The organism is Herbaspirillum sp. Sphag64, assembly GCF_014192645.1.
Lineage (GTDB): Bacteria > Pseudomonadota > Gammaproteobacteria > Burkholderiales > Burkholderiaceae_D > Herbaspirillum.
Window position 1 is genome coordinate 120324 of record NZ_JACHYE010000002.1, and the last position, 20847, is coordinate 141170.

General features: G+C 46.1%; 8 protein-coding genes. 2 read left to right on the forward strand and 6 right to left on the reverse strand.

Annotated elements, in window-relative coordinates; translation table 11 throughout:
• From FHW66_RS05565 to FHW66_RS05580, 4 genes are read right to left on the reverse strand one after another with little or no spacing between them, the layout of a single operon-like run.
• Complete coding sequence (locus FHW66_RS05565) at nt 1–10212, reverse strand: calcium-binding protein (RefSeq protein WP_183378775.1); 10212 nt, start codon at nt 10210–10212, stop codon at nt 1–3.
• A gap of 12 nt (nt 10213–10224) precedes the next feature.
• Nucleotides 10225–10509 (reverse strand): hypothetical protein, encoded by a 285-nt coding sequence (locus FHW66_RS05570; RefSeq protein ID WP_183378777.1) that lies wholly within the window; start codon nt 10507–10509, stop codon nt 10225–10227.
• Between the two features lie 40 nt (nt 10510–10549).
• Entirely contained in the window at nt 10550–11707 is a 1158-nt protein-coding gene (locus FHW66_RS05575; protein WP_183378778.1) for a hypothetical protein, read from the reverse strand.
• The gene (locus tag FHW66_RS05580) at nt 11704–13413 is read right to left on the reverse strand and encodes a PQQ-binding-like beta-propeller repeat protein (protein WP_183378779.1); all 1710 of its coding nucleotides are present in this window, start codon (nt 13411–13413) and stop codon (nt 11704–11706) included. The genes FHW66_RS05575 and FHW66_RS05580 overlap by 4 nt, the downstream gene beginning before the upstream one ends.
• A gap of 579 nt (nt 13414–13992) precedes the next feature.
• On the opposite strand from FHW66_RS05580, the gene FHW66_RS05585 reads away from it, so the two are divergent.
• Nucleotides 13993–16437 carry an AAA family ATPase gene (locus tag FHW66_RS05585; RefSeq protein WP_183378780.1) on the forward strand — a complete coding sequence of 815 codons (2445 nt, stop codon included), beginning with the start codon at nt 13993–13995 and terminating at the stop codon, nt 16435–16437.
• On the opposite strand, the gene FHW66_RS05590 is transcribed toward FHW66_RS05585, so the two are convergent.
• Nucleotides 16381–17409 carry a hypothetical protein gene (locus FHW66_RS05590; protein WP_183378781.1) on the reverse strand — a complete coding sequence of 343 codons (1029 nt, stop codon included), beginning with the start codon at nt 17407–17409 and terminating at the stop codon, nt 16381–16383. The two genes, FHW66_RS05585 and FHW66_RS05590, sit on opposite strands and share 57 nt — an antisense overlap.
• A gap of 9 nt (nt 17410–17418) precedes the next feature.
• Nucleotides 17419–18378, reverse strand: a complete 960-nt coding sequence (locus FHW66_RS05595) for a tyrosine-type recombinase/integrase (protein ID WP_183378782.1) — start codon at nt 18376–18378, stop codon at nt 17419–17421.
• Nucleotides 18379–19040: 662 nt separating this feature from the next.
• Between FHW66_RS05595 and FHW66_RS05600 the strand changes: the two genes are divergently transcribed.
• On the forward strand, nt 19041–20417 hold the full coding sequence (locus tag FHW66_RS05600) for a hypothetical protein (RefSeq protein WP_183378783.1): 1377 nt from the start codon (nt 19041–19043) through the stop codon (nt 20415–20417).
• Nucleotides 20418–20847: the final 430 nt, after the last annotated feature.

Below are 20847 nucleotides of genomic sequence, written 5' to 3' on the forward strand. Positions count from 1 at the left end.
TCAATGCCAGTTGGCAGCGATCACTGGTTCGAGCTTGCTTTCGTAGGCGGCAGGTAATGCGGTACTACCAGCAGCTGGCGCGCTAAATGATGCCATTGCACTGACCAGGGCCTGTACCTGGGTATCCGCCAGGGTCTTGCCATCTGATGCGACGATGGATTGCACCTGATTACTGGTGGAACTAAACCAGGACGCCACATCAATCTTCGTCGAAGTACCAATCACACTAACGATCAGATCTTTCCCGGACTTGGTGAACCAAAGTTGACTGCTGCTAGCATCGGCAAACAAGAGTTCGCTGGTTCCACCCGAGTTAACCTGCAATTTTGCTTGTTCCACATCCTTGGTATTACCCGCATTGGCAGTCACTACGATGGTGTCAGCACCGCTCCCCATGTCAACCGTGTCCTTCTTATTACCAAGGACGACGGTATCGTTGCCGTTACCGAGGTCGACAAAGTTACCACCGTTACCAAGCGTGATGACTTCATTTCCGTTACCGGTATTGATCGAACTGGCACCATTGCCCACAGTGATCGTGTCCGTGCCATCACCGACCTGAATCGTATTGCTGCCGTTACCAGCGTAGACCGTATCGTTGCCGTTGCCAAGTGTGATGCTGGCCCCACCGTTACCAGCCGTAACACTGTCGTTGCCGTTACCAGCTGTAATAACATCGAAGCCATTACCTGCAATCACGACATCTTTACCATCGCCCACGGTAAGGTTAGTACCACCGTCACCGAGAGTAATGTTGTAATTACCATTGACGCCATTGGTCTGGTTATAGCCGCTACCCGAGGTCACCACATCCGTACCTTTACCGAGCGTGATATTGCTGGTTCCCGTGCCGAGCGAAATGTTGTCGTTGCCGTCACCGACAGTAACAACCTTATAGCCATTGCCAATGGAAATGGTGTCATTGCCATTTCCGACCGTAACAGTGGTGCCTCCGGCATTGCCCACAGTGACACTGTCCGTACCATTGCCCAGGGTGACTGAGCCATTGCCATTCATGGTAACTTGATCATTGCCGTCACCAGCAGTGATGCTGTCTCCGCCGGTACCGGTTGTAACAACATCATTACCACCGCCGAGCAAGACATTGGTGTCACCGTTACCCAAGGTAATTTGGTCATTGCTGTTGTTGCTCGACAAATCAATCGAGCTGTTGCCATCTCCAAGCTTGATCGTTTCAACGCCACCACCGTTGCTGGTCAAATTGACATCGGCATTGCCCGTATCGCCGGTCACTACGCTAGTGCCCTGACCCAAGGTAATGTCATCGTCGGCATTACCAAGAACATAGGTGTCGTTACCAGCACCGCCAATCAACTGATCATAGGCAGTACCAGCCACCAAAGTATCGTTGCCAGCGTTGGCCGTGATGACGTCAGCCCAGGCATTGCCGGTAAGTGTCAAGTTGGCGGTACCGATACCAGTCAGATTAACCACTTCATCGGAGGCGGTATAGCTGACTGACGTGAGCTCAGTATTATTACTGCTATTGTCTAGAGCATCGACTGTGTCTGCTACGTTGTTGATCACGAAGGTATCGTTACCGGAATTACCGATCAAGGTATCCACGCCGCTATTGGAAGTAATGACGTCACTGAGGGTATTACCTGTGAGGGTCAGATTGGCACTACCCGTTCCCGTCAATGCCTGTACGTTCGCCGATGCCGTGTAACTCACCGAGGTCGTAATGGTATTGCTCTTGGCACCACTTTGGGCTTTCACAACATCAGCGATGTTGTTAACAACAAAGTTGTCGTTACCCGAACCACCAGTCAGTGTTGCCACACCACTACCAGCAATCAGTGTGTCATTGCCACTGCCAACGGTAATCTGGGATGCCTGTCCGCCACCTTGCAGTACATCATTACCATTGCCTGCGACGATCTGTTCGGCACCACTGCCACCAACAACGGTATCGTTACCGTTGCCCAGTGTGATGGCATTGTTACCGCTGCCTACGGTTACCTGATCAGCACCATCCCCGAGTTGAATGGTGTTGTTACCATTCCCAACGACAATGGTGTCATTTCCACTGCCAGCAGTAAGAACGTCGTTACCGTTGCCAAGCGAGACATTGTTCTGGCCATTGCCAAGCGTAATTTGATCGTTGCTGTTGTTGCTCGCCAAATTGAGTGAGCTATTGCCATTAGCCAAAGTGATTGTCTCGACACCGCCACCGTTGCTGCTCAAGCTAAGGTTGGCATTGCCGGTATCCGCAGTCACGACGCTGTTGCCTTGCCCCAGAACAATGGCATCGCCTGCATTTCCCAAATCATAGGTGTCGTTGCCGGCGCCACCAATTAGTTGATCGTAGGAGCTACCCGCTACCAATGTGTCGTTACCCGTGTTGGCAGTAAGCGTGTCGTTCAAACCATTAGCTGTTAAGGTGACATCGCCGCTTCCGATCGCAGTCAAGATTTGTACATTGCTGGAAGCGGTGTAGCTCACTGAAGTTTCAATGACATTGCTATCGGCACTGCTTTGAGCCTCGACAACATCAGCTGCATTGTTGACAACAAAGACATCGTTCCCCGAGCCACCGATCAAGGTGGCCACACCGCTACCGGCGATCAATGTGTCGTTGCCGTTTCCTACCGTGAGCTGCGATGACTGACCACCACCTTGTAAGACATCATTGCCATTACCCGCCACGATCTGCACAGAACCGCTACCAGCAGTCACATTATCATTGCCATTGCCGAGGGTAACAATATCGTTTCCACTACCCAGAGTGACAATGTTTTGCCCATCTCCCAGTGTGATCTGGTCATTACCGCTGTTATTCGATAAGTTCAGCGAGTTGTTACCGTTGCCGAGATTGATCGTTTCAACACCACCACCGTTGGTGCTTAACGTGACATTGGCATTATCTGTATCAGTAACAAGGCTATTACCCTGCCCCAATACAAGGGTGTCAGCGGCATTCTCCAGCGTGTAGGTATCATTGCCTGAACCACCGGTAATCTGACCATACCCCGTGCCAGCGACTGACACCGCATCACTAGTTCCGCTGAGAACAACATTGTCACTCACGCCGTTAAGCACCACGGAGTCAGACGTACCGTTACCAGCCAAGGTCACAGTATTCGCATTGCCATTCACCGTCAGCGATAAGGCGTTACCCGTTACAGTGATCGCATTACCATTACCATTCGCAGTGATCGCACTGGAAGTGGCACTCATTGCATATGAACCGTTATTACCGCTGGCAGTGACGGTGTCGTGGCTTCCACTAACGTTTATGGATTCGTTGTCACCATTAGTATTGAGTACCGAATTATTACCAGCGAGCGTTGTCTGGAAGCTACCACCATTGATTGTCAATTGATCGTTATTGCCCAGAGTGACCGTCTCACTGGTGCCATCCAGCGTAGCCTGAGTGCCGTCAACAACATTCACACTGCCGTTGGCGTTGGTCAGCACATCGTTCAGTCCCGACAGCGTTACAGTATCCCCTTGACCATTGCCATTGAGATTGTCGTTGTTACCTGCGATAGACAACGTATCGTTGTTACCTGCTGCGACCACCGCTGAATTACTACCAGTAAAGCTCACGCTATTGCCGTTACCGTTGAACGTCACATTGTCGTTACTGCCTGTCATGGAAACGGTATTGGAATCACCTTGCCCCATCAACGATGATGTCGATGCTGTCAGTGTCAGCGTGTTTGACAAGCCATTCACAGCAACAGTATCCAAGGTGCCTGAGACAGAAAGCGTATTGTTGTTACCAGAAACAGTGACGGCCGAGCTGTTACCTGTAAAGTTCAAGCTATCACTTTGACCGTTGACTGCTACCGTGTCATTACTCCCCTGGACAGACAAGATATTGGTACTGCCATTGATGGTCACAGTACTGTTGTTGCCAGTCACAGTATCGTTGCCTGTGTTGACCGCAATAGTATTAGTACCCTGGTTCACGACAACTGTGTCAGCGCCATTACCCAGTACAATATTATTAATACCATTGCCAACAGCTAGCTGATCATTCCCGTTGCCAAGCGTGATGTTGAAACCGCCACTGCCAACCGCAATCGTGTCGGCACCATTACCTAAGCTGACGGTGCCACCACCATTGCCAACCGTCACCTGGTCATTGCCATCGCCTGCAGTAATTGTGTCGCTACCATTTCCTGCTGTGACTGTATCGCTGCCTTCACCGAGCGCAACGGAGTTGCTACCGTTACCTACAACAATGGCATCGTTACCATTGTTACTGGCCAGATTGAGCGTGCTATTGCCATTGCCCAAGGTAATGGATTCAGTACCACCGCCATTACTGTTGACATTGAGATTAGCATTATCCGAATCACCAGTTACGACGCTATTACCCTGTCCAAACGTAATTGAATCAGCGGCATTGCCAAGGGAATAGGTGTCGTTACCAGCACCACCGATCAATTGATCTTCGCCTGCTCCCACCACCAAGATGTCATTACCAGCATTAGCTGTAATCACGTCACTCAGTGTGTTACCAGTGAGAATCAAGTTAGCAGCACCCATTCCTGTCAATGCTTGTACATTCGCCGATGCCGTATAGTTCACGGACGTTGTAATCGTATTGCTAGCTGCACCGCTCTGGGCGTCGACCACGTCAGATACGTTGTTGACGACAAAATTATCATTGCCTGAACCACCAACAAGGGTAGCGACACCGGCTCCCGCTATCAAAGTATCATTTCCGCTATTTGCAGTGATGACGTTTGTTTCGCTATTACCAGTCAATGTGAGATTGGCATTACCAGTGCCTGTGATATTGCTCACACCGTTAGAAGCGGTATATGTGACCGATGTGAGTTCTGTATTCTTAACGCTACCGCTCAACACCTCGACAACGTCAGCTACATTGTTAATAACGAAGGTATCGTTACCAGAGTTGCCGATCAACGTATCCACACCACTATTGGAAGTAATGACGTCATTGAGGGTATTACCGGTAAGGGTCAGGTTTGCACTACCAGTACCAGTCAAAGCCTGAACGTTCGCGACGGCCGAATAAGTCACTGAGGTAGTGATTGTGTTGCTCTTTGCCCCGCTCTGCGCCTGCACCACATCCGCAGTATTGTTCACGACAAAATTATCGTTACCCAGACCACCGATCAGTGTAGCCACACCGGAGCCAGCGACTAGATTATCGTCACCGTTTCCTGCAGTAATTTGAGCAACGCCTGCACCGCCTTGCAGCAAATCGTTGCCATTTCCCGCAAAGATCTCGATTGAACTATTCCCTGCAATTACGCTGTCATTTCCATCACCGACAGAGATAAGGTCATTTCCGTTTCCAGCATAGATAAGATCATTACCGTTACCGGCAAAAATGATGTCATTGCCGCCACCTGCAAATATATTGTCTGCACCGTTGCCAGCAACGATCAGATCTGTACCACCACCAGTGTAGATAACGTCATTCCCATCGCCAACTTTGATGACATCCTTGCCGTTACCTGCATAAATTACATCGTTACCCTTACCCACAGTGATAGTGTCATCTCCATCTCCAGAGAACACAACATCGGTACCATTACCCCCCGTAATCGTTGTATTACCGATGTTACCCAGTAAAACACCGTCTCCAGACACTACTGCGTTAGACGCACTCGGGGTCTGCGCAACGATACTGGTCGTACCATTCGCATTTGTTATTTGCACCTGATTAGACATTTGCAAAGTGACCTCGTCAGCCTGAATCTGACTCCCATCAGTCATACTGACTGAAAAGCCACCGCTGATTACATTATTATTTTGGACACTGAAGGTTCCAGTGTTTTGTAATGAAATTTGGCTGATCCCTACTTGCGCCAGACTTTTCATTTCTCCAGGATCGACGGTTCCATTCCCATTTGCATCATCCCAAACAAATAAGTCGTTCCAAATCGCATCAGACGAATTTAGTGCACCGGTGTGATTTGTATCAAATGACGCCAATGCCGCGAGATCGCTAGTAGCGTCGGGTACATAGTTCATCAAATTGAGCTGTTTGCCGCTCGTCAACACTCCCTTCCCGGTTGGGTCATAGACGAGAAACGCGTCCTGCGCACCGATCCAGCCGACGCTGTTCTTATAGCCATCACCACTCAGGTCAAAATAGACATTACTATTTTGTGCGGAAGTCGTGACGATGCCCGTTTTATGGAGATCAAGAACGATTGGATCACCGCCCTCCCCGCCTTCCCCGCCTCCTCCTCCCCCTCCTTCTGCGCCTTCTGTTTCTCCCGACTCAGCTCCCGATCCGCCAGTGCCACCAACGCCAGTTCCCTCAGTATCTCCACCATCGGTTTCCCCGGACCCAGCCGTATCGTCGCCACCACCGCCTTCACCATAAGTTGGGCTAACAGCTGGAGGTATAGGCACTGTAATAGTATCAACAGCCGACATACCATAAGAATCAGAGACCTTCACCTGAAACGCATCAGTTTCAGTCGAATTGATAGTGTAATTACTGTCCAAAGAAAAGGACCAATTTCCATTTACGTCAATCGTAGCGACGCCATCACGTCCCTGATTTACTATCGAATAAGAAAAGTGAGTGTCATCTGGATCGACGACTTGGAGCTGTCCATTGTATGGAGCATTGGAGGTTGCACCTGTTCCAGTAATGGAGAGCGGCTGAGCAACAAAAGATACATCTACGCCGACCTTACCCTGGGCAATATTTCCGAGATTGTCTTGTTCTGTGTAGGTGAAGCTTGCCTGATTACCTGAGTAGTCAGAATTGGGATCAAAATGAACAACACCATTCACTAAAGATACTGTGCCGTCAACTGCTCCACCCACGGCAGTAATTGTCAATCCCGTGACACCTGGTCCTGTTGCAACGTCGACCTGCGTCAAAACACTAACAGGAATATCGACTTCCACATTCTCTGGTGTAGTCACCTGATGATTACCTGGCGTAATCGTTTGAATCTGACTAGTGTTATCGATAACCAATGTAACTTGGCCGTCACTAGCATTTACCAGCAGACCGTTACTGGTTTCTGTCGTCTTAACCCCTTGTGCATCGGCTGTCAAATCAGCAGTTGCCATTTGATAAACCTGCCCATTGCGAACCATTGTACCGTTCGCATAATCTAATTCTGTGATTCCTAGGCTACTCAATGAATGCAGCTCGCTCGCTTGAGCAATACCGTCGCCATTTACATCTTGCCAAACCTGCAGAGAATTCCATACAGGATCAGCAGAGGTCAAAATTCCATCATTATTAGAATCGATCCAACTCAGTGATGCGACTCCACGATCTCCTGGGACTACCTGTGAATTTGAAAATAAATCACTTCCAACATTAATATCGCCTGTACCATTTACGTCGAGCACTAAAAATCCGTCGTTTGGACTAAGCCATGCCGTATTTTTTAAATACCCTGAATCGTCGACATCAAACGACACATTACTCTGTGCCAGAGGAACCGTTTGAATACCATTTCCGGTCAAATCCAGGGCAATCGGATCAAACTGCTGGGTAGTTGCCGTAGCGGCGATAGGCTGAGCCAAACCGCCAGTTGCGGCATCACGCTGAACCTCTGATTCACCAGCTTGAGGCAGGCCATTTTGGGACTGATCAAACATGGTTCGAGCTTCCCACTCGGGCGCGATTGCATTATTCGCTAGAGCTGCCTCGACATACTGCTGGGTCAGACTCAGATAATAATTCTTCGATCCGACAGTGGCATCCAAAGGATTGCCATTTTGATCGAATTTAAAAGTCGACGTCACACCAGTGACAGGATTAATCTCCGTCAGAGTAAAGACATAATTGTTATAAGACAACGTCGGCAAACGGCTTGCGATGAGACCGACTTGTTCGTTCGGAGAATGTGAATTTGCAGAGCTGACTTGCTGTTCGAGATACCCCAATACTGCATTCATCTCGTTTGCTACATCATCTGCTCCGCCATTTTCCCCCGTAACTTGCAAGCCAACCGAACCATCACTATTCCATACAAAATTCCCTGATCCCCAAGGGACCGGAGGATCGTCATCCCCAAAAAGGCTAAAGATTGTATCAACAACATCTAAAGCAATTCCGAGTGGAGGATTCACGACGGTAATTGCGGCAATAGCAGCACCGACATAATTGTGTTCAGTAAGATCAACCGCAACACCAATGTACGATGCATCAGTAGCGATATTGGTTGCAGTAGCCGACGCTGCCTGTGCAGCCTCAGCTGCACTAGTGGCCGCAGCAGTGGCAGTACCTGCACTAGCCAAATCGGCAGCTGCTGATGCTTCAATCGAAGCATATAGTTGAGCTCCAGCAGCAACTGCGCTTGCAGCATCTCCAACTGCTGCTGCGTAGTTATCATTCTTTATAGCTTGCTCTAACCCAAGAAGCGAAACTGCACCACCAGCTACGCTCGCAGCTTCGTTGAGGTAAACGTTTGGTGACAAGGCATTAGCAAGTGTCAGCCCGGATGCAAGAATCGGAAGTGGCTGACCTTGTTGGATTGCCTGGACCAATTTCAAAGCATCATCAACATCCGATAAAGTTTGCAGTGTGGATGTGTTCGTAGATAACTGCACAACTGACTTCGACGTCCCATTGTCTTGAATGTAATACCCGGGAGTAGAAGTAGCTGTAGTACTGATGTCACTTAAAATATTTCCGTTTGAATCTTTTGTTATGACTGTCGTGACGTTGGGATCGTTTGCATTATTGTATGCCGTCGAAACACTTGAGCCATCTGGCTGAGTTACATTGACAGATTGAAGCGTGTTATTGCCGTTGTAATTTTTTGTTGTGACGGCCCCGCTTCCATCTGCATTAGATGAAGTTTCAATACGGCTGATAATCAATCCGGTGCCGTTGTAATTGACTTGAGTAACAGTTTTGATGCCATCAATACTAATCGCTATGGAAGTATCTTGGCTACTAATTGGATTGCCGCTGCCGTCTGTAACCGACGTATGATAACTATTTGAATCACTTCCGGCTGTCGTCAAAGAAATCTGTACGACTTGCCCAGTTTGATCTCGCGACGTTACTGTCGTGAGATTGCTATCAGTAGCACTGTTATATACCGTTTGTACCGAAGCACCGCTCGATTGTGTAACCGTCTGGGATTGCAGGAAGGTGCCAGTACCATCATAAACACTACTAACAACAGTGCCCGTGGCAGCGTCCAAATTAGTTTTAACAACACTAGTTGGAACCCCATTTAAATTAAAATTTGTCAAAGATGTTGCAGAGTTCCCAGTAATCGCATCAATTTTTGTCACGGAAGAATTGGTAATTAAATATTGCGAATCGACATAAGTGTACGAATTAGTCGATTGAGTTAAATTACCGTTGCTGTCTAATGAAAATGTATTATCGGTGCGAGAAATTGGCTGCTGGGAACTACCAAATGTAATCTCACTATAGCTACCAGCACTATCTATCTGAGTACGTTTCGTTCCAGATAAATCTGCATTAAAATTAATGATCACCCCATTGTCTCCAACTACAACAATAGTCCCATCGGCATTGTTCCCTATTTTAAAATTTCCAGTCATCCCAGTGAGTTGAGTACTGAGTGCCTGAGCAAGCGAGCTATTTGCATAGGCATTGACATTGCCACCAGAACTATTATCACCGGCAGAAATATTATTCTCTGGAAATATTATATCAGCCAAACTCTGTGCTGCGGCGACGACTGAATTATCATTTCCTGATGTTTGATCAGACGGTATATTTACTGCATCCCCTAGCAAATTGAAGCTGCTTGGATCCTTAATGCTACGAAGAAATGCGTTTCCAATTGCGTCGATATAGGGAGTAATACCTTGATCAATAGCATCAAAAACCTTTTTTACGGTTGCCAATATTTCTGGAGAATCGACAATAATACCGCCATAGGTAATAGTCTTACCTATAACAACTGCAGCAGTTGCAACAGGTTGCGCACCCGGTATAAACGTAGCAAAGGCACCAACCAACGAAATTCCATTACCAATAATTGTTAATCCATCGCTCACCAAATTACGGGGATCTGTACCAGATTTAAAATCTATAACAAACTTATAAGTTGCCGTAAGCATCAAGCCGGGCGCAGTTGCAATTGTTGCACCAGGTGACACTGAAGTTAAAACTCCAATTACTTGGCCAACAGAGTTTACGACTGTTGCTCCATTAAAAACACCTCCGTTAAATGCACTGCTTGCATTATCACCAATCGCTAGAGCATTAACTATTAAAGTTGAAGTTGTAGATGGCATTATAATAATCTATTAAAGAAAATAAATTCTGATTTTAAAAATAAAAACAAAAAACATTGCTATTAACAAACCAGCAATTAAACTGAATAAATTATTTCTTAAATAATTATTTTTATCCCGATCAAACAATCTAGAAAAAAATATAGGATATTTTTTTACACATTGATATATCAACCAAAAAACACAAAATATAATTAATGGAATCGAAAAAGCAAAAAATTTTATCTTCCAACTATCATAATCAACAACAAGAATCCATTCTCCATCAACAAATTCTTTGTGATTTCCAGTTGCCACACTAAAAATCCAAAGAATTATCATAGATACAGAAAATACATTAATTATTTTTTTCATTTTTTTTATAGGAAATAAAATTAAATATATTTTCTTCTATTCTTCTAACATCACTTAAGCAATTAATTTTAGAAATCAAATACATAAAATTTTCTTTCTCCTTCTCTGATTCTAAGAGAAGATTTTCATTATTAATTAAATCTTCCATCCATAATTTCGCTAAATCCCCTCGATCTTTACCCCACATGATTGCGATCTCATCTAAAAATTTAACATCTAACTTGTTTTCAGAAGGCGCATCACGACTTTTAATTATTTTTGCCAATTTAGCTTTGTAAATGACTATTTTCTCATTTTGCAAATAACGATTATCCCCTCGACCTCGTAATTCATTGATGCATTCCAATAGCATTGCTCTTAACCTAGACTTTTCATGTACAAGTGCTTGCTCAGACAGTGGAGTTTGATGATCCATTGGGATCGTGTTGCTGATGTTATATCGAAACTCTTTCGACAATTCTGGATATAACTCTTCCAGGAGCATACTTCGCAAAGTCAGTAGCTTTTCCTGACTATCAGCCTGCTCAACAAGCAAACTAAATCGCTCGCGCACACGCTCCGTCGAAATCATTACTTTTTCCGTTTTCTCTGCACGCCAAAGAATTAGCCTAGCGGCATCATGCATCGTCAAATTTCGCGCGACAGCAGTCGCTTCCAGATAAGGATAAGTAGCTTCTGCATCAGGCTGTTCAAGAAAAAGCTTTGCCTCCTGCCGCTTACGTGCCCGCAACTCGTATCCAAAGCTATCACTCGGCAAGTACGGCTCACGTAGGCGTTGAATTTTGTCCCGAAGAATATTTTTGAGCGCTCGCTTGTTAGTCTCAATAATCTCCTCTGTCTTATTTTTTCGAGCCTGATCACCGGCATGAACAAATGTATTTCCATTAAATCGCCACGCCCAGCAATTTTGTAGAGTCATTCCCTGAGGAAGGACTCCTTGGTAAGTAGATGCAAAATACCAATCTCCTTCCATGGGCGGAACATATTGCGGATCAGTGGTGAAATACACCACGCGATACGACTTTACTTGTGTCAATACAACGTACTGTTGGCCTTCCAATTGCTCAGCGGATGAGTCAATATTTACACTCGACTTGGCCTGCTCACTATCCACAACATCAGCCGAAATTATTGTATTCATTGTTGGTAAAATTCATTAACAGAATAGACTTTGAGCCCTGCATCATTTGTAGCCAACGCCAGCAAGCCGACACTTACTGCAGGTGGTTGAAATACTCTTCCGCCAGCATGCCCCTCCCAAACCTTCAACTCTTTTTCCGAGTCCATAACAGCAATCTGACCGTCCTGAGAGACCACGATTAAATATTTTCCCATCCGAACAGGAGCCCATACTCCTGGACTGCGCAATCGATTCAACCAACGAATAGCACCAGTCTTTATGTCCAACGCAACGAAATTCCATTTGCCATCGAGAATGTACACACAGCCTTCTCCAGTCTCGACAAAGTGATGTGCTCCAGGTTTTCCATAGCGTCGCTCCCACACGGTAGCCCCGTCGCGTATGTCAAGACAATGCAACATGCCAGTTTCCGTAGCTAAGAAGAGATTATCGCCATCAATCGCTGGACGCCCACGTACCAATCCCTTGGTGCGCTCCGTCCAACGAATTACACCGGTTGATGCATCCACACAAACCACAGTTTCGTCATTGCAGGTTGCAACAACGCATTGATGAGTTCCATCATAGACAGGACTACCCGGTGGCCAGTATCGATGGGATGCAGCCCAGAGTTGACGCCCGGTATCCAAATCCAGCGCCTGTAAGTGCCCGCATGGAGAACCTCCATTCCACTGCTCAGTATTAATGAAAAGGCGCTTTTTAACCAAATCAATAGCAGGCGTCGCATGGATACTAGATCCTTGACGCCAGCGCCACTGAACCTCTCCCGTTGACGCGCGCAGCCGCGTCACAGTCCCGTCGTAGCATCCGAAAATTAGACTCTCGTCAACGTGCTGTAAAAGCTGAACGATACCCTTCAGAGGACGCTCAAGACTTTGATATTCCCATTCAAGAGCTCCGGTTTTTGCGTTATATCGGCTTACCCTACTGCTATCGTCAGCACAAAAAATTGCCTCTTCAGTGACGATTGGCGTACTTTTATAGCGATATGATTTTGTTTCATTTAACTCGAATCGCCACCATAACGGCTTTTCGATGAAGTCAGGATAAGCCCCTCTCATTTTGGGAGGTTTTGCGTCGAAGGCATCCCGCGACAAGCCAATATCGTGGCGTTTGAAGAGTGGTATAACGGGGAATTTTCTGAGACTGATCTGGCGAGAGCCTAAAGGTTGCCACATGTCGAAAAAGACAATCATGGCCACGATATCAAGATCATGACCGTCCGCCTCCAACGCCTGCTCTACGAGAGAAACGACAGAGCCAGCGTCGATGAAGTCATCAACAATGACTGCCTTGGTTCCAGCTGGATGTAATCTTCCTTCAACCCATTTTTTCTTGTTATGTCCCTTGCGCTGATCACGTACCATAAGCACATCTAGCTCGTCACCATCTTCACGAGCAGCGTGTGCAATGGAGAATAAGAGAGGAGCAGCGCCAAATCCAGGACCGATCAACAACTTCACACCGAATGGCTTTATGAGCTTCCATAATAATTGAGCGGCACGCGACGCATTATCCGCATTAAACAACATCTCGCGGAAGTCAAATGTGACGCCAGAACCAGTTAATTGAATAGCTTTACGTAAAATCTCTTTGCGCAAATCAGCCCATTCGGGCTGAGATCGCACTGCATCGTACACAGGAGGGTACAATTTTTTCTCAAGCTGTTGGTGCTCAATGTGTTGATAGTCTGCGGTGACACTCATTATTAGATACTAGTTATATATACTATATTTTTATGCATGAATTACGTGTCACTAACGCACGTCACATTTTCACTTAACTATTTAATTCAATCGAACCAGAGATTTATCAGAAGATACTTGGTAGTATTTAAAATGATGCGATAGCTGTCAGGCAATTTTGTTGTTTAATTTACGTAAGTAACCTGTCGAATCGCTGACAACTGACACCTGCAAACATACATTTACAAGTCAACGTATCTTTTTTACACTTCGCCTTCGCTATAACTAAAAAATGAATCTAGACATATACGCTTGTAACTAAGATCACAATTTTAGCCACTAATATTTTATAAAATTCGCCAAAAAAATCAAAAAATTAACAAATAAATTATTAATTTTTTAAATTCAATTAATTTAATAGAATTGTATTTTTATTGCACAATTGGTTTAAAGTGAAAAAACTCGAATACATTCAATTTTCCAAAAAACATATGACAACTTGGCTTCTTAATTTGATAATCAAAAGCGTATAAGCAAGATTTAAAATATTCATATATTACATTCCGCAGTAATACCTACTTCAATCGATAACTAAGAATTATGGGTGAGTTTCTAAACCGACGTCCGCACCTAGAGCGTCTTGCCAGCTTATTTAAAGAGGATGCCGCGCAAGGCGCCGTGGTGGTCGCGTTTGGTGCTCCCGGGGTAGGAAAATCTGCGCTGTTGAAAGAGGCGACGAAGTCCCTTTCGTCGAAATATTGCTACGTTTATTGCGATAGAAAAACCGAAGGGATTTTAAGTGGCCAACCTCTACCGGAACTACTTCAAAGACGTTTATCTGCGCTAGCAGCAGAAAGTGGTTTCATGTCATTTGATGTTTTTGTGACAGATAAACATTGGGTCAAAACCTTCGTCCGAGGGGGCGAGGCCGTAGGTCTCGTCGTAGCGAAAACACTGCTTCCTAGCAGTACTGCTGATTTCGCAGTTGAGGGCTATCAACATCTCAGAACTACGTGGGAGAAGCGGGGGCGGAACTTACCGAAATCCTTCGATATTGACGACCAGCGGCTAGTATATGCATTGACGATTTTTGAGAAAAATCCGGCCATCATTCACATTGATCATGCGCAATACCTTGAGGATGCGGAGTTAGAGATCCTGCTGCATTTGGTAGATGCGACCAAGGCAGTACTTTTCTTAGAGTACGCCTCTCCGAGCTCCTTTTCACTATCCCATCTGCCTCCCCTATTGGCCGAGCGGCAGGTGTTGGCCTTAGCTGTCGAAAAACTGGGAGATCAATACGCAGATAGACTGTTTGCAACCTTACCAGAACGATTTGCAGCGGTACTGAGAAAGCAATTTGAGCAATCAGATGGAGATTTACGCTTATTTGACCAAGCAGTCGCTATTCAGTCCCGTAAGCACAATACGGTTGAGGTCTTTGATATTGCCGAAGATAGCTTGCAGCGTACTATTTCGCTGTCGCTAGAAAGACTAGATAAGGCTCACAAGAATTTACTTATTGCGCTTTCGGCTCACGCAGGTCCAGTAGAGCGAGCGCTCCTGCAAGATTTTATCTATTCACTGCCTCCTGAAGCGGGTCTGCCCGAGTCAATCGACATTGACCACGCTATAGATCAGTTAGATGGAGACTTGTTGGTCGTGGCGACCATCAACGACGTCATGAGTCAGACGCGCGTCAACAAGAAAATTGACCTTGACCGTCAACTGTCACTTGTCAGATTAACCTTCCGCAAGTACTGGAAAAATTTCTACCAGGATCTTCCTGCTAAGCAGCTATTTGTCTCCGACGAAGAACGTTGCCGACAACTACTGCATCAGTGTGCTGAACTCGATGATTTCGTCGGTATTGCCAGAACCCTCGAAGAAGTCGGGCGGAGAGGCATTTCCCGACGCAATCCACGAACCATTGTTTCATATCTGCAAAACATCGTCAGTAAGCTGAAGTTCACCGATGACCGTCGAGCACTATCGCGTATAGCCCTGTCTCAGTGCCTATTCTTCTATCAGACTGGCTGGTTCGATGAAGCACTGACTTGCTTGCTCATGGTTGAACCGATTCCACGCGCCTATAAATATCTGTTGGCAGAACTGTATGCGTCTACAGAACAACAGCAGAAGGGACTACGCTTGGCTCAACGCTATATCGAGCAGCTTGATTCTAACGAAAAGGACGCATTGGATGCTGAGTTATGTCTGCGACTGATTATCATGCATGCGTTACGCAATTCAGATCAACTAGAATCTGCCCGCGACTATTATCTCGAGACAATCGAGCGGAAAAAATATGCATCGCTGAAAGCTTTTCCCACCTTATTGAGATATGCGGATTTTTGTTTGTTTAAAGATGAAGATCAATCTCGTTGCCTGAAGTACCTGAGGCAGGCCGCAGAACTGACTAAGAAGAATCAAGAAAAAGAAGAATACGCAAGCATATGCCTGTCGCTAGTCCAACAACTCGGTTATACCGATGCGTTAGGCGAAGCCGAAGTCTACTTGCATGAAGTCGATAGCATTGCTCAAGACTCGTGGATTCAACAAGCGACATTGTTGACGAATTGGGCCGTCCTCTCGATGTATCGTGGCATTTCCGACGTCACTGATCGCGACAGCCTAAGACAGGCGCTCCTTTTGTCCTACGATCCGCTCGATAGAATTCTCATCCAGATCAATATTCTTGCTTGGCATGCTCTTGCCGGACAGTTCGATGAAGCGGCACGTGTCGCCATACCGCTATATCGCGTGGCCCAAAATGCCACAATCGATACGGAGATCCGACGCATTGCGTTGTACAACCTAGAGCAGTTGGAACGCGCGCAAGAAAAACAAGAACAAGCGCAAGAGTTATTTGAAACTTGGTCAAAAATGGACTCTGGTATCGATGAAAAATATTGGAAGTTTCGTCGAGGCGAAACGGTGGCCTCATCCTCTTCGCCGCGCTTTCAGATGCTCTTTCATCCCGTATATTTAGCGCATTGGCATACTGGCCTTGTACCCTTTAATGCTATTGCTGACAATGCGTGAAATGAAGTTATTAAACGTTTTCTCGTCGTAGCCGTAGGCGCTACAGAACTCTCCGTCGGCGCCGAGGTAAATGTCCGGTGTCAATTCGAGGATGATGATCTCGTTATCCTTGGTGATGCGTCCGTCAATTCGTAAGAGTTCGGTCTTGCCAAGTCGATGAAAGCAATCGATAAAGGCCTCGACGGTCTCTTCCTGAAAGGATGTTTTCAGGTCCTCGAAGGCGAATCGGTAACCACTGGGCATTTTGAGATCGAAGGTATTTAATCGGTTATTAAGGAAATTCGAATCGCCGTTGATCTTCCATCCACCGATTTCCATCGCAATTTGGTCGTGTTGATTTCCAAGTAAGCAGGCTGAGAATTCACGGCCCACGATAAACTCCTCGAGAATGACCGGCTGTCCTAAGTTCTCAAAGAGCTCCGCTGCGACTGCGGACACAGCCTCCCAAGAATTACAAAGGTTTCTGTCTGTAATACCAAGCGATGTACCTTCATAGTTCGGTTTTACTACGACTGGAAGCGAAAGATAGTTGGCATATTGAATGTCCTGCACTGACGTCAACACGGCTGAATTGGGTGTCTTTAATCTCGATTGTTTGCAGATGGCTTTCGTAAGCTCTTTATCATTACAAACTACCTTAGCGTACGCGTCAGCACCAACAAACATCACGTCGTTTGCTTCGCAAATTGCGGGAACGAGTCCGTGGCGGCTACGACTGCTTTCTCCGAACCAATAGGGAAAAACGAGGCAATCTTTATATTGCTCAAGCGCTGTCGTGAACGCGGTGAGATCTGAGAACTGCACCACGTTGTCGCAAGAAGCTTTCAGTCCTTCGTAAATCATTTTGACAGTGCCTTCTAGAGGCCGATCAATACGTCTGTCAAATTCAGTGGCGGGAACATCTCCTGTCGAAGGATCTGCCACTAGCAATACGGTTCCATCCCATGTTCGCTGACGATTAAATTCATCCATAATTCTTAGTTATCGATGCATTTCAAGCCGCTTTCTAATGTTGACACGCGAAATTCGCTCTCTAAGGGCGTGATCTGCCACATGCGTATAAATCTCAGTCGTTGTGATACTTGCATGCCCAAGTAATTTTTGTACGAAACGAATATCGACACCAGCTTCTAGTAACTGTGTAGCGGCCGTATGTCGCAACATATGAGGAGTAACCTTTTTCGTCAGATCTGCATTTTGAGCGAAAATTCGAATAATTCTGCGCAAATACTGATCTGTCGCAGGCCTTCCCAGACCGTTCAAAAGAAGCGCATCAGGTATGACCTTTCCAAATCTGACGATAGCACTCTGCCGATAGTCTCGAATTCTTGTAGACGTAACTCGGTCTGGGAAAAAAACTTGCCGCTCACGATTTCCCTTGCCGAGAATTTGAATTTTTCGCAATCCGTGATCTATATCATATATACCCACCTTTGCCAGTTCTCCAATTCTCATTCCTGTCAATGTGAGCACCTCGATTGCAAGTCTCGCTGTCAACATATCCCAGTCACGTCTTGCCCACTTATTATGTAAGCCGTTGTCGACATTTACAGTCAACATTTCATGATCTATAGAGACGAGCTTTTTCATATCACTCGTTTGTAAATGACGGGGAAGGCGTTTTGGCAGTTTGATATTCAAATGTAGGCGTTCAAGGCAGTTAGATTCAAGAAATTTGTGTTGAAACAACCAGCGCGCAAAGACTTTAATACATGCTACCCGCCGCTTTACTGTTGATGCTTTTAAGTCCTGGTCGCTTCGCCAAATATGAACTACGTCGTTTATCCATAGCTCTGAAAAATTGCTCAAAGGCTGAGATAGACCTATTCTTTGCCCGAACATAAGCAAATCTCCCCGATAAGCGCTAAGCGTATAGGGACTCAGTTTTTTTTCAATTTCACAAAATTTCAGAAATAAGCTAGCCGCTTCCGATAAAACCATATGCCCTCCTAAAAAATAAGGAGGTAATAGTAGGGCCTATTTACCCTGATATATACATATAGTGCTCATGCCAAGCCAAGCCATCACCTTCAACATTGGTTCGGACCATACTAGTTTAAATAGCATCTTAGATTGCCCCGTGCATCCAAAGGCCCATTGTTCCCATCTCTTGAATACCGTACGCTATAACCGCTGTCTTTCTTTGAGCGCCGAGTTCTTTCGAAGACCTATCGCCACAATCCTCAAGAGCAGTGGATGCTATTCGAATACAATCGGAATTAATACAAGAAGAAGTGATGAAAAAATCAGGATAACTTGATGGGGTATTGAATGCACCTAACTAGCCAATCGCTGATTTATCTTCGAGCGATGCAGTTTTTTCAGTTGGCACCTAGCGTTCCGACTAGAAGGGCGCCAAATCATAAATTATTAATAGCAAGATTTACTAGGGGGCTGTAGTGACAATGTTATTACCGAAAATAAAAGATCGATTTCTCTCAGGAGATTTTGTCCTTCACTGTTCCTTAATAACTTTGGAGCAGTGTGGCACTGAAGTAGAGCCAAAAATCTACGCAGGATCAGGTTCGATTGCGCTAAATCCCCGAAAAGGATTCACTGGGAGCTTTGTGTCGCCAGTGCCCTTGGATACATTCAGGCAACTAATGGATGACCAGCAACTGGTTAGCGGCGAAATTATTCCAGATTCATATTTCTATCGTCTTCAAGCAATTTCCCTAGATGGAACAGCATGGGGCAATCCTAAAGTTGCTATTGGGCTTGAATTCGATGCTACGGGGACATTAGTTACCTTCGAACCGGACTTCCTGTCGACATTACGCCCAATAACCGAAGCATCCCAGACAGTAGCCAATTTCGTTTTTCTGGAGACACTTCCCTTTCCTTTAACTCATGGCACGAATACTATCGAGAAGGGACTGGACGGAGAACAATCCCGTTGGAAACGAGATCAAGGTGAGGCTCGCACAGCTCGGATGCACTTGAAATATCGCGAATGGAAGGAGAAGACTACTCACTCCCAAGTCACAGCGATATTTTTCGATACCGCACCGTTGGGCTTCGAACACCGACTGTTAGAGGCGATCAGGTTCTCTACGGCCGTACCCGCATCGTGGGTCATGCTGGAGTACGTTCAAGATGGACTGGTACATTTCGAACTAAGTCCGTACAGGCCTGCGCTAAACCACTTAGTCGATGAACCGCTGCAAGCTCGCGAGAACGCGCTAGATTTTTTCCGATTGTTTGATTCCTACTACGTTCATTCAAGTGAAAATGCCAAGGGCGAGGAATTTTCGCAGCTGTCCGTCGCCATAGGTGCGTTGTTCAATCTTAAGGGACTGGCCATCGGCGAAATCAGTCTCGTGATCGGCGTAACAATTGAAGCGCTGTTGAAGGAAGGATTTTCGGAGCTAGAGGAAATTGATCCCGAGATCATCGTGGAAGTAGAGGTGGTGGAAGACGTTATTAATTCTCTGACCACCATACGTGAGAAGTCCCGAGGCCGTATGAAAGGTTCAATGAGCGGCATTAAGTCAATTCGCGCTCGGGACAAACTGGAAAAACTGCAGAAACTGGGACTAGTCAATCAAATGGAGCTGCAGCACTGGAAGAAACTCCGCAATACGTCGGCTCATGGATCCCTTCGGATCGATCCTCAAAAATGGCAGCAACATCTCCAGCGGATTTTTGCGGTGACTACACTGGCGTACAAGTTGACCTTCTTGCGGATCGGGTATTTCGGTCCTTATACTGATTACGGTTCGCCAGGTTGGCCAACCGCATGGTTTCCCACTAAGGATGATGCCCAGAAACTTTCGCGTGTGACTGAGGAGCTTGCTCAATTACCTGTAGCGGATGTTAAGGGTAAGTTATACGCTTGGAAAGCGGTGGAGACGGCCCTTCGAAATACGTTTCCAGAAGGTGATGTCGGTGCGTTGCGTGCATCGGCGAGTCTGGTTCTCCTGGCAGCAATGAGAAAAGTCGGCACGCTTAGACTAGCCGAGTTAGGTTCGGGTAACTAAGATTTCATACTGAGACCGTATGTACCGGAGAAACTTGCCTTGTCATCGTAAAAGTATCCCAATACAAATTGGGCGACTATGACCTACAATCTAGTCTGGAAAAATCATAGAATAAGTTTATTTTTTGACAAAAATACTCCATCCACTTCGCACAAAACGCAGACGCTCGCTTCCCCTCACACCACCAGAACTCAAAATCCCAACCATCTGTGGTTGGGATTTTTTTTGTCCGTAGCGCCAGTCCTGGCGGGACATCCCGGATTGCCCTCTTGAACATGACTAGTCGACATGACTCAGTTTTGAGGTGAAATATGGCGCTTACCTCTCTCCGTTCTCTGTTTTTCTCTTGCACACTCAGCAACAAAATCAGCCATTCGAGCTGACTCCCGAGCTGCCAGTTTGTTTTAACAACTGCCCAGGGACATGCAAC